Annotated in this window: 14 protein-coding genes, 3 tRNA genes and 1 pseudogene; 3 read left to right on the forward strand and 15 right to left on the reverse strand. The window is 71.7% G+C overall.

Going from position 1 to position 12,568, the window contains the following annotated elements:
- Nucleotides 1-177: 177 nt before the first annotated feature.
- From ACFWI8_RS35110 to ACFWI8_RS35120, 3 genes are read right to left on the reverse strand one after another with little or no spacing between them, the layout of a single operon-like run.
- Complete coding sequence (locus ACFWI8_RS35110; RefSeq protein ID WP_387099992.1) at nucleotides 178-1,326, reverse strand: D-alanine--D-alanine ligase family protein; 1,149 nt, start codon at nucleotides 1,324-1,326, stop codon at nucleotides 178-180.
- 34 nt (nucleotides 1,327-1,360) lie between these two features.
- Nucleotides 1,361-2,362 carry an NAD(P)H-dependent glycerol-3-phosphate dehydrogenase gene (locus ACFWI8_RS35115; protein ID WP_387099995.1) on the reverse strand — a complete coding sequence of 334 codons (1,002 nt, stop codon included), beginning with the start codon at nucleotides 2,360-2,362 and terminating at the stop codon, nucleotides 1,361-1,363.
- Nucleotides 2,359-3,120, reverse strand: a complete 762-nt coding sequence (locus tag ACFWI8_RS35120; RefSeq protein WP_387099998.1) for a lysophospholipid acyltransferase family protein — start codon at nucleotides 3,118-3,120, stop codon at nucleotides 2,359-2,361. Before ACFWI8_RS35120 ends, ACFWI8_RS35115 begins: the two co-directional genes overlap by 4 nt.
- Nucleotides 3,121-3,356: 236 nt before the next feature.
- On the opposite strand from ACFWI8_RS35120, the gene cofC reads away from it, so the two are divergent.
- Nucleotides 3,357-4,031 (forward strand): 2-phospho-L-lactate guanylyltransferase, encoded by a 675-nt coding sequence (gene cofC, locus ACFWI8_RS35125; protein ID WP_387100018.1) that lies wholly within the window; start codon nucleotides 3,357-3,359, stop codon nucleotides 4,029-4,031.
- Here the strand turns inward: cofC and ACFWI8_RS35130 are convergent.
- The 5 genes from ACFWI8_RS35130 to leuC all read right to left on the reverse strand — a co-directional run bounded on the left by ACFWI8_RS35130 (nucleotide 4,003) and on the right by leuC (nucleotide 7,484).
- Entirely contained in the window at nucleotides 4,003-4,206 is a 204-nt protein-coding gene (locus ACFWI8_RS35130) for a hypothetical protein (protein WP_311603322.1), read from the reverse strand. The two genes, cofC and ACFWI8_RS35130, sit on opposite strands and share 29 nt — an antisense overlap.
- Nucleotides 4,207-4,304: 98 nt before the next feature.
- A complete protein-coding gene (locus tag ACFWI8_RS35135; protein WP_387100001.1) occupies nucleotides 4,305-4,892 on the reverse strand; it encodes an HU family DNA-binding protein in 588 nt (195 codons plus the stop codon).
- A gap of 136 nt (nucleotides 4,893-5,028) precedes the next feature.
- Nucleotides 5,029-5,283, reverse strand: coding sequence for a hypothetical protein (locus ACFWI8_RS35140; RefSeq protein ID WP_311603325.1), 255 nt, complete (start codon nucleotides 5,281-5,283; stop codon nucleotides 5,029-5,031).
- 137 nt (nucleotides 5,284-5,420) lie between these two features.
- Complete coding sequence (gene leuD, locus ACFWI8_RS35145; protein ID WP_311603326.1) at nucleotides 5,421-6,014, reverse strand: 3-isopropylmalate dehydratase small subunit; 594 nt, start codon at nucleotides 6,012-6,014, stop codon at nucleotides 5,421-5,423.
- 48 nt (nucleotides 6,015-6,062) lie between these two features.
- Nucleotides 6,063-7,484 carry a 3-isopropylmalate dehydratase large subunit gene (gene leuC, locus ACFWI8_RS35150; RefSeq protein ID WP_387100006.1) on the reverse strand — a complete coding sequence of 474 codons (1,422 nt, stop codon included), beginning with the start codon at nucleotides 7,482-7,484 and terminating at the stop codon, nucleotides 6,063-6,065.
- Between the two features lie 183 nt (nucleotides 7,485-7,667).
- Here leuC and ACFWI8_RS35155 point away from each other — a divergent pair, with 183 nt between their 5' ends.
- A complete protein-coding gene (locus tag ACFWI8_RS35155) occupies nucleotides 7,668-8,399 on the forward strand; it encodes an IclR family transcriptional regulator (protein WP_311603330.1) in 732 nt (243 codons plus the stop codon).
- 13 nt (nucleotides 8,400-8,412) lie between these two features.
- Here ACFWI8_RS35155 and ACFWI8_RS35160 read toward each other — a convergent pair whose 3' ends face one another.
- A complete protein-coding gene (locus ACFWI8_RS35160; RefSeq protein ID WP_387100009.1) occupies nucleotides 8,413-8,898 on the reverse strand; it encodes a DUF4188 domain-containing protein in 486 nt (161 codons plus the stop codon).
- Between the two features lie 108 nt (nucleotides 8,899-9,006).
- Between ACFWI8_RS35160 and ACFWI8_RS35165 the strand changes: the two genes are divergently transcribed.
- Nucleotides 9,007-9,645, forward strand: coding sequence for a MerR family transcriptional regulator (locus ACFWI8_RS35165; RefSeq protein WP_387100021.1), 639 nt, complete (start codon nucleotides 9,007-9,009; stop codon nucleotides 9,643-9,645).
- Between the two features lie 55 nt (nucleotides 9,646-9,700).
- Here ACFWI8_RS35165 and ACFWI8_RS35170 read toward each other — a convergent pair.
- The 6 genes and pseudogenes from ACFWI8_RS35170 to ACFWI8_RS35195 all read right to left on the reverse strand — a co-directional run.
- Nucleotides 9,701-9,773, reverse strand: a tRNA-Glu gene (locus ACFWI8_RS35170).
- A 27-nt stretch (nucleotides 9,774-9,800) separates the two neighbouring features.
- Nucleotides 9,801-9,873: transfer RNA gene (locus ACFWI8_RS35175), tRNA-Glu, on the reverse strand.
- Nucleotides 9,874-9,895: 22 nt separating this feature from the next.
- Nucleotides 9,896-9,967, reverse strand: a tRNA-Gln gene (locus tag ACFWI8_RS35180).
- A gap of 146 nt (nucleotides 9,968-10,113) precedes the next feature.
- A complete protein-coding gene (gltX, locus tag ACFWI8_RS35185; protein ID WP_387100012.1) occupies nucleotides 10,114-11,616 on the reverse strand; it encodes a glutamate--tRNA ligase in 1,503 nt (500 codons plus the stop codon).
- A complete protein-coding gene (locus ACFWI8_RS35190; protein ID WP_387100015.1) occupies nucleotides 11,609-12,391 on the reverse strand; it encodes a fumarylacetoacetate hydrolase family protein in 783 nt (260 codons plus the stop codon). The genes gltX and ACFWI8_RS35190 overlap by 8 nt, the downstream gene beginning before the upstream one ends.
- A 20-nt stretch (nucleotides 12,392-12,411) precedes the next feature.
- Nucleotides 12,412-12,568 (reverse strand): annotated as a pseudogene (locus tag ACFWI8_RS35195) (ATP-binding protein); the annotation flags it as partial.

Below are 12,568 nucleotides of genomic sequence, written 5' to 3' on the forward strand. Positions count from 1 at the left end.
GCACGGCCGCAGGCCAGCACGGCCGCAGGCCAGCACGGCCGCAGGCCAGCACGGCCGCAGGCCAGCACGGCCGCAGGCCAGCACGGCCGCAGGGCAGCACGGCCGCAGGGCCCGGCTCGTGGCGGCGAAGCCGCCGAGCCGGGCCCTGCGGACCGCCGCCGAGGCACAGCGCCAGCGTCAGCGCAGGCCGGTCGCGCGGCGGAGCGCCGTCTGGATGAGGTGGTCGACAAGTTCCGGGTAGCTGACGCCGCTCGCCTCCCACATGCGCGGGAACATCGAGATCGGCGTGAACCCCGGCATCGTGTTGATCTCGTTGATGACGAACTCGCCGTTCTCCTGCAGGAAGAAGTCCGCCCGGACCAGACCCTCGCAGGAGGCCGCCTCGAAGGCGCGGACCGCCAGCGCCTGGACGCGGGACGTCTCCTCGGGGGTCAGCGGGGCCGGCACGATGCCGTCGGCCGAGTCGATGTACTTGGCCTCGAAGTCGTAGAAGTCGTGACTGGAGACCGGCGGGATCTCGGCCGGCAGGCTCGCCCGCGGGCCGTCCTCGAACTCCAGCACCCCGCACTCGATCTCCCGCCCCCGCAGCAGCGACTCCACGATGATCTTGGGGTCGTGCCGCCTGGCCTCCTCGACGGCCGCCGGCAGGTCGGCCGCGGCCGTGACCCGGGAGATGCCCATCGAGGAACCGGCCCGCGCCGGCTTCACGAACAGCGGCCAGCCGTGCTCCCCGGCGAACTCGCTGATCCTGGCGAGGGCGCCCGCCCGGTCCGCCTCCCACTCGCGGGGCCGCACCACCAGGTAGGGGCCGACCGGCAGGCCGAAGGAGGTGAAGACCCGCTTCATGTACTCCTTGTCCATGCCGACCGCCGACGCCAGCACCCCGGAGCCGACGTAGGGGACGCCCGCCAGTTCGAGCAGTCCCTGCAGGGTGCCGTCCTCGCCGTAGGGGCCGTGCAGCATGGGGAACACGACGTCGACGTCGCCGAGGTCCTTCGGCACCGAGCCGGCCTCCGAGTAGACGACCTCGCGCCGGCCGGGCGCGACCGGCAGCACCACGTCCCCGCTGCCCGGCTCGGCGATCTGCTCGACGCTGGGCAGCGTCCGCTCGGCGATCGCCATCCGTTCGGGGTCGTCGGCCGTGAGCGCCCAACGGCCGTCCGTGGTGATGCCGATGGGCAGCACGTCGTAGCGGGTGCGGTCGATGGCGCGCAGCACGGCGCCCGCGGTGACCACGGAGATGGCGTGCTCGGAGCTGCGCCCGCCGAACACGACGGCGACGCGCGGCTTGGCGTTCGGGCTCTGGGGGGAGGTCTCGCTGCTCATAACCCCCTGAGGCTACCTAACGCGATGGCCGTCGTCAGTGCTGCTCGGCCTTGGCGGTTCGCGACATCAGCTCCTGCACCGCCACCTGGGGCGAGGTGCCCTCGTGCACGATGCGGACCACCGTCTCGGTCAGCGGCATGTCGACGCCGTGACGGCGCGCCAGATCCTGGACGGAGCGGCAGGACTTGACGCCCTCGGCGGTCTGCCGGGTGACGGCGATGGTCTCCTCGAGCGTCATCCCGCGCCCGAGGTTGGTGCCGAAGGTGTGGTTGCGGGAGAGCGGGGAGGAACAGGTGGCGATGAGGTCGCCCATCCCGGCGAGGCCGGCGAAGGTGAGGGCGTCGGCGCCCATGGCGAGCCCGAGCCGGCTGATCTCGGCGAGGCCGCGGGTCATCAGGGATGCCTTGGTGTTGTCGCCGAGGCCCATGCCGTCGGCGATGCCGACCGCGAGCGCGATGACGTTCTTGACGGCGCCGCCCAGCTCGCAGCCGACGACGTCGGTGTTGGTGTACGGCCGGAAGTAAGGGGTGTGGCAGGCGGCCTGGAGACGCTTGGCGACGGCCTCGTCGGCGCAGGCGACGACGGACGCTGCCGGCTGGCGGTCGGCGATCTCGGCCGCCAGGTTGGGCCCTGAGAGTACGGCCACCCGGTCAGGACCGACCCCGGCCACCTCCTCGATGACCTCGCTCATCCGCTTCGCCGTGCCGAGTTCGATGCCCTTCATCAGCGAGACGAGCACGGTGTCGGGGGCCAGCAGTCCCCGCCAGCCGGCCAGGTTGCCGCGCAGGGTCTGGGAGGGGACGGCGAGCACGGCGAACTCGGCGCCGCGCGCCGCCTCGGCGGGGTCGGCGGTGGCGGTGACCGCCTCCGGCAGCCGGACGCCCGGCAGGTACTCCGGGTTGGTCCTGGTGGTGTTGACCGCCGCCACAAGTTCGGGACGGCGCGCCCACAGCGTCACCTCGCAGCCCGCGTCCGCCAGGACGAGGGCGAATGCGGTACCCCAGGATCCGGTGCCGTAGACGGCGACGCGTGTCACTCCGCTTTCTCCTCCCCAGGCGCGCCCCGTGAGCCGCGCCGCTCGGCCGATGTACTGCGGTGAACATAGCGCTCCGCCGGCGGGTTCTCCTCACGGATGCCGGCGAGCAGCGCGGTGACGGCGTCCATGATCCGGTCGGTCACCTCGCGCAGCACCTCGGTCGTCGGCTCCTGGTCGTAGAACTCGCCCAGATCCACGGGCATGCCGGCGACGACGACCAGCGTCTTGCGGGGAAAGAGGCGGAACTTGCGCTCCTTGGCATAAGGGGGCACGGCCTCGTGGGCGCCCCACTGGGCGATGGGGATGACGGGGGCACGGGTGGCCAGCGCGACGCGGGCGGCGCCGGTCTTGCCCTGCATCGGCCAGAGCCCGGGATCGCGGGTCAGGGTGCCCTCGGGGTAGAAGGTGACGCACTCGCCGGCGCGCACCGCGTCGACGGCGGCGCGGAACGCGTCGGCGGCGTCGGAGGTCTCACGGTAGACGGGGATCTGCCCGGTGCGGCGCATGAAGTGGCCGGCCACCCCCCTGTTGAACAGGCTGTCCTTGGCCAGGAATCTGGGGACTCGCCCGGTGTTGTACTGGAAGTGCGCGTAGGAGAAGGGGTCGAGAACGGAGTTGTGATTCACCGCGGTGATGAATCCACCCTCAGCGGGAATATGTTCCATTCCCCGCCAGTCCCGCTTGAAGAGCACCATCATCGTCGGTTTTACCAGAAATGCGGCCAGTCGGTACCAGAAGCCGATTCTGCGGCGAGACACTCGGACACCATCTCCTCTTGCACTGCTCCGGCGCGGTCCGCTGCGGACAGTCGCACAAGTGTCGCCCCGGGGTGTAGGGCTGTCCAGCGGCTCGGTCCGCCGCCGCGACGGTCCAAGTTTGCACCCTAATGCGTGGGCCTCCGACCGCCGGCGGCAGCCGGCGCACCGGCATCTCGCCGGGGCCGCACCGAGGGACCGGAACCCGCGAGGAAGGGAAGAATGGCACCGTGCGTGACATGGATGGGCTCGGCTGGACACTGGTCGTCCCGCTCAAACCGCTGCGCCTGGCCAAGAGCAGGCTGGCCCCGGTGGCCGGGGAGACCCTGCGGCCCTCGCTCGCGCTCGCCTTCGCCGAGGACACGGTGGCGGCCGCGCTGACCTGCCCACTCGTGCGGAAGGTGCTGGTGGTGACCGATGACCCGCTGGCCACCGAGCGGTTGACGGCGCTCGGCGCGAGCACCGCGCCCGACCTGCCGGGCCGCGGGCTCAACGCGGCGCTGGGGCACGGCGAGCGGATCGCGCGCGCGGAGGATCCGGGCGCGGCCGTGGCCGCGCTCAACGCCGACCTGCCGACGCTCCGGCCGCTGGAACTCGCCCGGGTGCTCGCGGCGGCGGGGAGACAGCCCCGCAGCTTTCTCGCCGACGCCGCCGGGGTGGGTACAACGTTGCTCGCGGCGACACCCGGAATGCCCCTTGACCCAGGGTTCGGCGGACCGTCCCGGGCACGGCACTCCGCATCGGGTGCGACCGAACTCCTGCTCGCCGAGGTCGAAAGCGTTCGGCGGGACGTGGACACGGGCGACGATCTGCGCGACGCCCTGGCGCTCGGCGTGGGGCCGCGCACGGCGGCGGCGGTGCGGACCCTGACGGCGCCGGCCGGCCTCAGAGCGTCTGCAGGGTCAGGAAGGTGACGACGCGCCCGGCGCCCTCGCCGGTCACCTCGATCCGCACCCGCTGACCGGGGCGCAGCAGTCGCAGCCCGCCCGCGTCGAAGGCGGCGGCGCCGAACTCCAGCGGGGTGCCGTCGTCGAGGAGCACGCTGCCGGATCGGGTCTCGGGGTCGTAGGTGTACGCGGTGGCCTGCATGCGGCCGAGCATAGGGGCTCGCCGGGTGGGCCGGAACGACGGCGGGCCGGGCTCCCGGAAGGAGACCGGCCCGCGGGGGTGGCCGCGCGCCGAGGCCGTCACCTGCGACGCGCGGTGGCCTTCTTGGCGGCGGAGCGGGAGGAGCCTCGCTTGGCCGGCGCCTTCTTGGCCGTCGTCTTCTTGGCGGGGGCCTTCTTGGCCGTGCCCTTCTTGGCGGTGGTGGTCTTCTTCGCGGTGCCCTTCTTGGCAGTGGTGGTCTTCTTCGCGGTGGCCTTCTTGGCGGCCGTGGCCCGCTTGGCGACCGCCTTCTTGACCGTCGCGGCCTTCTTGGTCGTCTTCTTGGCCGGCGCGCCACCGGTGAGGCTGCCCTTGGGCGCCTTCTTCACGGCGACATCGTTCTTGGGAAGCTTCTTCGTGCCGGCCACCAGGTCCTTGAACCCCTGACCGGCGCGGAAGCGCGGCACCGAGGTCTTCTTGACCCGCACCCGCTCCCCGGTCTGCGGGTTGCGCGCGTACCTGGCCGGCCGGTCGACCTTCTCGAACGAGCCGAAGCCGGTCACCGAGACCCGCTCGCCCGCGACCACCGCGCGGATAATGGCGTCGAGCACGATATCGACCGCGTCGGCGGCCTGCTGGCGGCCGCCAAGCCGGTCGGCAATCGCCTCTACGAGTTGCGCCTTGTTCACGTCTTCCCCTTCGCAGGCATTGCTGGAACGAATGTGTTCAAGCTTTTTCGCACGTTAGGCAGATATATTCCGCAAATCAAACGTGAAACGGGCGAATCACCCTTGTGCCGCAACGAACTGGACCATCGCGAGACCGTCACGAGCTTTCGCCGCACCGTCCACCGGGCTCGTCCCGCGACGACCACCCCGCGTCAACGTCCTCCATCAACCGGTCCAGACGCCGCTCGGCACCCGGCAGGTCCTGCTTGGCCGCCGCGGTGATGACCAGCAGCTTCCGGGTGAGGGCCTGCCGTACGTCCTCAGGCACTTGCAGGGCCCGCACCGTGCGGTGCGCGTCCCTCAGGCGAGCGGCGACGCGGTCGTAGAGTTCGAGTTGACCGTCCCGTTCCATGCGCCGATTGTGCCACCTTGGCACTGGTATCGCCCTCTAAGCCCCCAACGCCCGTGTCGTACGGGGGAAGACGCGCGACGCCCCCGCCGGTCGGAACCGGCGGGGGCGTCGCGTCGCTCGGGCAGCGGCCCGGGAACTCAGGCCACTTGGGTGCGGGGCTTGAAGGCGGGGCGCTCGGCCTCGAAGGTGGCGATGTCGTCCTCGTTCCGCAGCGTGATGCTGATGTCGTCCAGCCCTTCGAGCAGCCGCCAGCGGGCGTTCTCGTCCAGCTCGAAGCTCGCCTCGACGCCCTCGGCCAGCACCTTGCGCTCGACCAGGTCGACGGTGATCTCGGCCGTCGGGTCGGCCTCGACCAGCTTCCACAGCGCGTCCACGGTCTCCTGCGGGAGCACCACGGTGAGCAGGCCGTTCTTCAGGGAGTTGCCCCGGAAGATGTCGGCGAAGCGGGGGGAGATCACGGCCTTGAAGCCGTAGTTCTGCAGGGCCCAGACGGCGTGCTCGCGGGAAGAGCCGGTGCCGAAGTCGGGTCCTGCGACCAGCACGGTGGCGCCGGCGCGCTCGGGACGGTTGAGCACGAACTCCGGGTCCTTGCGCCAGGCCTCGAAGAGACCGTCCTCGAAGCCGTCCCTGGTGACCTTCTTCAGCCAGTGCGCGGGGATGATCTGGTCGGTGTCGACATTGCTCCGGCGCAGCGGGACGGCGCGGCCGGTGTGAGTGGTGAAAGCTTCCATGTTCCTGACGTCCTTGCCTTCCTTGACCTTCCTGGGCCTGTCGCGGCCTCAGACCTCGACGGGGGTGTGGGTGGCCAGGTCGGCCGGGGAGGCGAGGTGGCCGGCGACCGCGGTGGCGGCGGCGACCTGCGGCGAGACCAGGTGCGTGCGACCGCCCTTGCCCTGCCTGCCCTCGAAGTTGCGGTTGGAGGTGGAGGCGCAGCGCTCCTGGGGGGCGAGTTGGTCGGGGTTCATGCCCAGACACATCGAGCACCCGGCGTGCCGCCACTCGGCGCCGGCCGCGGTGAACACCTTGTCGAGCCCCTCCTCGACGGCCTGCAGCGCCACCCGGACCGAGCCCGGCACCACCAGCATCCGCACGCCGTCCGCGATCCTGCGGCCGTCGAGCACGGCGGCTGCCGAGCGCAGGTCCTCGATCCTGCCGTTGGTGCAGGAGCCGACGAAGACCGTGTCCACCGTGATGTCCCGCAGCCGCTGGCCGGCCTCGAGGCCCATGTACTCCAGGGCCTTCTCGGCCGCCACGCGCTCGTTGGGGTCGGTGAAGGACGCCGGGTCCGGCACGGACTCCGACAGCGGGGCGCCCTGCCCGGGGTTGGTGCCCCAGGTGACGAACGGTGCGAGCTCGGCGGCGTCGATGACGACCTCGTGGTCGAAGACCGCGTCGTCGTCGGTGCGCAGGGTCTTCCAGTAGGCGACGGCGGCGTCCCAGTCGGCGCCCCGGGGGGCGTGGTCGCGGCCCTCCAGGTAGGCGAAGGTGGTCTCGTCCGGGGCGATCATGCCCGCCCTGGCGCCGGCCTCGATCGACATGTTGCAGATGGTCATCCGGGCCTCCATCGAGAGCTTCTCGATGGCCTCGCCGCGGTACTCGATCACATAGCCCTGGCCGCCGCCGGTGCCGATCCTGGCGATGATCGCCAGGATCAGGTCCTTGGCGGTGACGCCCTCGGGCAGCTCGCCGAGCACCGTGACCGCCATGGTCCTGAAGGGGGCCATCGGCAGCGTCTGGGTGGCCAGCACGTGCTCGACCTGGCTGGTGCCGATGCCGAAAGCCAGCGCGCCGAACGCGCCGTGGGTCGAGGTGTGGCTGTCACCACAGACCACCGTCGTCCCCGGCTGGGTCAGCCCGAGCTGCGGGCCGACCACGTGCACGACGCCCTGCTCGGCGTCGCCCAGCGGGTGCAGCCGGACGCCGAACTCCGCGCAGTTCTTGCGCAGGGTCTCCAGCTGGGTGCGGGAGACCGGGTCGGCGATGGGCTTGTCGATGTCCAGGGTGGGGGTGTTGTGGTCCTCGGTGGCGATGGTGAGGTCCGTGCGGCGCACCCGGCGGCCGCTCTTGCGCAGCCCGTCGAAGGCCTGCGGGCTGGTCACCTCGTGGAGCAGGTGGAGGTCGATGTAGAGCAGGTCGGGCTCGCCCTCGGCCCGCCGGACGACATGGTCGTCCCATACTTTCTCCGCCAGTGTCCGTCCCATCGCTCTTCCCTCCGGCATCGCCGCTGATCTCGGGTGGCCGCCGCCCGTGCCCTGCTCCCGGCACGCCGGACGGTGGCTGTGGCCGCGCCCCGCCGACACGACGGGGAACGCTGGCATACAGCCTGACGCCTTCCCTCGAAAATTGAACTTGCGTTTCACACTGTGAGACGCGAATATCGTTGCATGGACAACTCTAGCGGCGATTCCAGCGGTGTGGGCGTTCTGGACAAGGCTGCGCTGGTGCTCGGGGCCCTGGAGTCGGGACCCGCCACGCTGGCCGGGTTGGTCGGCGCGACGGGGCTCGCCCGGCCGACCGCGCACCGGATGGCCGTGGCCCTCGAATACCACCGGCTGCTGGCCAGGGACATGCAGGGCCGCTTCGTGCTGGGGCCCCGGCTCGCCGAGCTGGCCGCCGCGGCCGGCGAGGACCGGCTGCTGGCGGCCGCCGGGCCGGTGCTGACCCAGCTGCGCGACCTGACGGGCGAGAGCGCCCAGCTCTACCGGCGCCAGGGCGACATGCGGATCTGCGTGGCCGCGGCCGAGCGGCTCTCCGGGCTGCGGGACACCGTGCCGGTGGGCTCCACGCTGCCCATGAAGGCCGGCTCCGCCGCCCAGATCCTGCTGGCCTGGGAGGAGCCGGAGCGGCTGCACCACGGGCTGCAGGGCGCCCGCTTCACGGCCACCGCCCTCTCCGGGGTGCGCCGCCGCGGCTGGGCCCAGTCCATCGGCGAGCGGGAGCCGGGCGTGGCCTCCGTCTCGGCGCCGGTGCGGGGGCCGTCCAACCGCGTGGTGGCGGCCGTCTCCGTCTCCGGGCCGATCGAGCGGCTGACCCGCCACCCGGGCCGGATGCACGCCCAGGCCCTGCTGGACGCCGCCGGCCGCCTCACCGAGGCCCTGCGGCGCACCGGCGGCTGACCCGACGCCTCCGCTAGACCGCGAGCCGCTCGGCGGCCCGCTCCCCGCGCCGCCCGACGGGTATGACACCCGTGGCCGCGCCGAGCCCGAAGGGCGGCATGTTCAGGTAGAACTGCTCATGCGCCCCGGCCGGGACCACATAGGTCTCGTGCCAGAACCCGACCCGGCCCCGCCCCTCGCGCAGCCGCCGGTTGAACGCCGCCCAGGCCGGCCGATGACGCCCGTCCTGGGCCGACGCGTAGGCGAGCAGCGCCTCGTGCGACGACCAGTACTGCACGACGTAGATCAGCCGCGGCCCGCCGAAAAGCAGCCGGTAGCCGAGCATCCCCCGCCCCTTCTCCCGGGCGAGCTCGTTCAGCATCCCCGGCATCGCCAGGAACGTCGGCCACCAGGAACGCAGCCGCCAGAAGCTGTTGATCCGCATGCCGATCAGGAAGACCGTGACGCCGCCCTCCGCGTCCGCCGTCATGCGCCCCTCGATGATTCCCGCCCTCGCCATGGCCCGCGCCCCTTCCGCCGGATCTCCGCCCAGACCTTGGATAGTCCCGCTATCCATGATTGGATAGTGCCACTCTCCAACACGGAACGCAAGGGGGTTTCGAAGCGGATGCGACTGGCCGAGCTGAGCGAGCGCAGTGGGGTCCCCATCCCGACGATCAAGTACTACCTGCGGGAGGAGTTGCTGCCGCCCGGCCGGCGGGTGAGCGCCACCCAGGCCGAGTACGACGAGGAGCACCTGCGCCGACTGCGCCTGGTGCGGGCGTTGCTTCAGCTCGGCCGGGTGCCGGTGGCCACGGCGAGGGAGGTGCTGGCCGCCGTGGCCGACGAGTCGGTCGACCAGCTGTCCCGGCTCGGCACGGCGGTCGCCGCGCTGCCGTCGGGTGGACCGCGGGACACCGACGGTGACGAGGCCACGGCCCGGGAGGCCGAGCGCACCGCCGAGGAGCTGCAACGCCGGCTCGGCTGGCGGGTGGTGCCGGAGAACCCGGCGCACCTGACGCTGGTCTCCGCGCTCTCCGCGCTGCTGCGGCTCGGCTACCCCTGCGACGTCTCCCAACTCCTCCCCTACGGGCGGCTCGCGGGCGATCTCGCGGCCCACGAGGTGGCGCTCATCGGGGAGTTCGAGGCCCCCACCACCCAACTCGAGGCCGCCGTCGCGCTGACGGTGCTCTACGAGCCGGTGCTGCTGAGCCTGCGCCGGCTCGCGCAGGCCGAGGAGGCGAGCCGCCGCTTCGGCGGGGAGTGAAGGGAGAAACGACGAACGGCCTTCTCGCGAGGGCGAGAAGGCCGCTGGTGGCGAGTACCCCCGACCGGATTCGAACCGGCGCTACCGCCTTGAGAGGGCGGCGTGCTAGGCCGCTACACAACGGGGGCTCACGTGGAGATCCGGGTGGATCACCGTACCCCCGACCGGATTCGAACCGGCGCTACCGCCTTGAGAGGGCGGCGTGCTAGGCCGCTACACAACGGGGGCCTCGATCTTGTGAGAGATCGCGCTGGGGTACCAGGACTCGAACCTAGACTAACTGAACCAGAATCAGTCGTGCTGCCAATTACACCATACCCCACCAAAACGCAACCCCTGGCCGGGGGTTTTGTTCGGGTGACCGCTTCGATTCCTGGCCTTCGGCCTCTCTCTGCGGCAGGAAGAACACTACCCGATGGGGGACGGTGGTCCAAAACGAGATCCGGGACCGCCCGCCCCCCGCCGGGCTCAGGCCGCGGCCAGCCTGCCGAGGGCCGCCTCGACGCGGGACAGGGTGCGCTCCCGGCCCAGCACCTCGAGGGACTCGAACAACGGCAGGCCCACCGTGCGGCCCGTGACGGCCACCCGCAGCGGTGCCTGGGCCTTGCCCAGCTTCAGCCCGTGCGCCTCGCCCGCGGACAGCACGGCGGCCTTCAGGGGCTCCGCGGTCCACTCGGTGTCGGGGAGGGCGGCCAGGTTGTCACGGGCCGTGGCGAGCACCGCCTCGGCGCCCGGCTTCATCGCCTTCTGCCAGGACGCCTCGTCGCTCACCGGCTCGTCGAGGAAGAGGAAGTCGACGTTGTCGGTGATGTCGGAGAGCACCGTGAGTCGGGTCTGGGCCAGTGGGGCCAGGGCGGCGAAGGCCACCGGGTCGAAGGCCTCCGGCTTCCAGGGCGCGTGGGGGGCGCGCAGCCAGGGCTCGCAGGCCGCGACGAACTCCTCGGTGGAGAGGTGCTCGCGGATGTGCGTGGCGTTGATCGCCTCGCACTTCTTCAGGTCGAAGCGCGCCGGGTTGGGCACCACGTCCGCGATGTCGAAGGCCGCCACCAGTTCGTCGACCGTGAACACGTCCCGGTCCTCGGCGATCGACCAGCCGAGCAGTGACAGGTAGTTGAGCAGCCCGGAGGGCAGGAAGCCGCGCTCCCGGTAGAGGTTGAGGGAGGACTCGGGGTCGCGCTTGGAGAGCTTCTTGGTGCCCTCGCCCAGCACGTAGGGCAGGTGCCCGAAGGCGGGCGCCTCGCCCGAGCCGATCCCGATATCGCCCAGGGCGCGGTACAGCGCGATCTGCCGGGGGGTGGAGGAGAGCAGGTCCTCGCCGCGCAGCACGTGCGTGATCTCCATCAGCGCGTCGTCCACCGGGTTGACCAGGGTGTAGAGCGGGGCGCCGTTGGCCCGGACGATGCCGTAGTCCGGCACGTTCTCCGGGGTGAAGGTGAGCTCGCCGCGGACCAGGTCGGTGAAGGTGATGGGCGCGTCCGGCATGCGGAAGCGCACGATGGGCTCGCGGCCCTCGGCCTCGTAGGCGGCGCGCTGCTCGTCGGTCACCGTGCGGCACTTGCCGTCGTAACCGGAGGGACGGCCGGCCGCCCGGGCCGCCTCGCGGCGCTCGGCCAGCTCGTCGGGGGTGCAGTAGCAGTGGTAGGCGTGGCCGGCGGCGATCAGCCTGGCCGCGACGTCCGCGTAGATGTCCATCCGCCGCGACTGCCGGTAGGGCGCGTGCGGGCCGCCGACCTCGGGGCCCTCGTCCCAGTCGAGGCCCAGCCAGCGCATGGCGTCGAGCAGCGCCTCGTAGGACTCCTCCGAGTCGCGCGCCGCGTCCGTGTCCTCGATGCGGAAGATCAGCTTGCCGCCGTGGTGCCGGGCGAACGCCCAGTTGAACAGGGCGGTGCGCACCAGGCCGACGTGCGGGTTGCCGGTCGGGGACGGGCAGAAGCGGACGCGGATCGGGGACGGGGAGCTGGGGCTAGTCACGCTTGACGACCTTGTTGGTGAGAGTGCCGATGCCTTCGATGGTGACGGCGACCTCGTCGCCGACGTGGACCGGGCCGACGCCGGCCGGGGTGCCGGTGAGGATGACGTCCTGCGGCAGCAGCGTCATCGACTCGGTGATGTGCACGATGAGGTCCTCGACGGCGCGCACCATCTCGCTGGTGCGGCCGAGCTGCCGCTGCTCGCCGTTGACCGTGCAGCTGACGGCCAGGTCGGCGGGGTCGAGCTCGGTCTCGATCCAGGGGCCGAGCGGGCAGGAGGTGTCGAAGCCCTTGGCCCTGGCCCACTGGGTCTCGCGCTGCTGGACGTCTCGCGCGGTGAGGTCGTTGGCGCAGGTGTAGCCGAGGATGACGTCACGGGCGCGCTCGCGCGGCACGTCGCGGCAGAGCCGGCCGATGACGACGGCGAGCTCGGCCTCGTGGTGCACGTCGGAGGAGATCGACGGGTAGGCGATCTCGTCGCCCGGACCGATCACCGACGTGGACGGCTTGAAGAAGGTGACGGGCACGTCGGGCACGGTGTTGCCCAGCTCCCGGGCGTGCTCCGCGTAGTTGCGGCCGATGGCCACGATCTTGCTGGGCAGCACCGGGGGCAGCAGCCGCACCTGGCTCACCGGCACCCGGCGGCCCGAACGTTCGAAATCGGCGAAGGGGTGGCCCTTGATGATGTCGAGCTGGAGCCCGCCATCAGCGGCGGGCTCCTCCTCGACCACGCCGAAGCCAACGGTGCCGTCGATGGAGAATCTGGCGATGCGCACGGCCGCCAGCCTAGACGGCCTCAGCGCAGGCGCGCCATCAGGGCGTGTTCGACGAGGGTGATCAGGGCGCTCTTGGCCTCGGCCCGGGTCCGGGCGTCGGTGGTGATGATCGGCGCGTCAGGACCGATCTGCAACGCCTCCCGCACCTCCTCGGGCGAGTACGGCTGATGCCCGTCG

The sequence above is a fragment of the Streptomyces sp. NPDC127098 genome, assembly GCF_042722465.1.
In the GTDB taxonomy this organism is placed as follows: domain Bacteria; phylum Actinomycetota; class Actinomycetes; order Streptomycetales; family Streptomycetaceae; genus Streptomyces; species Streptomyces millisiae.

Bases quoted from the DNA above. Each gene is read 5' to 3' on its own strand.
- ACFWI8_RS35110 (WP_387099992.1), bottom strand. From the start codon at position 1,326: ATGAGCAGCGAGACCTCCCCCCAGAGCCCGAACGCCAAGCCGCGCGTC.
- cofC (WP_387100018.1), top strand. From the start codon at position 3,357: ATGGATGGGCTCGGCTGGACACTGGTCGTCCCGCTCAAACCGCTGCGC.
- ACFWI8_RS35130 (WP_311603322.1), bottom strand. From the start codon at position 4,206: ATGCAGGCCACCGCGTACACCTACGACCCCGAGACCCGATCCGGCAGC.
- ACFWI8_RS35140 (WP_311603325.1), bottom strand. From the start codon at position 5,283: ATGGAACGGGACGGTCAACTCGAACTCTACGACCGCGTCGCCGCTCGC.
- leuD (WP_311603326.1), bottom strand. From the start codon at position 6,014: ATGGAAGCTTTCACCACTCACACCGGCCGCGCCGTCCCGCTGCGCCGG.
- leuC (WP_387100006.1), bottom strand. From the start codon at position 7,484: ATGGGACGGACACTGGCGGAGAAAGTATGGGACGACCATGTCGTCCGG.
- ACFWI8_RS35155 (WP_311603330.1), top strand. From the start codon at position 7,668: ATGGACAACTCTAGCGGCGATTCCAGCGGTGTGGGCGTTCTGGACAAG.
- ACFWI8_RS35160 (WP_387100009.1), bottom strand. From the start codon at position 8,898: ATGGCGAGGGCGGGAATCATCGAGGGGCGCATGACGGCGGACGCGGAG.
- ACFWI8_RS35165 (WP_387100021.1), top strand. From the start codon at position 9,007: ATGCGACTGGCCGAGCTGAGCGAGCGCAGTGGGGTCCCCATCCCGACG.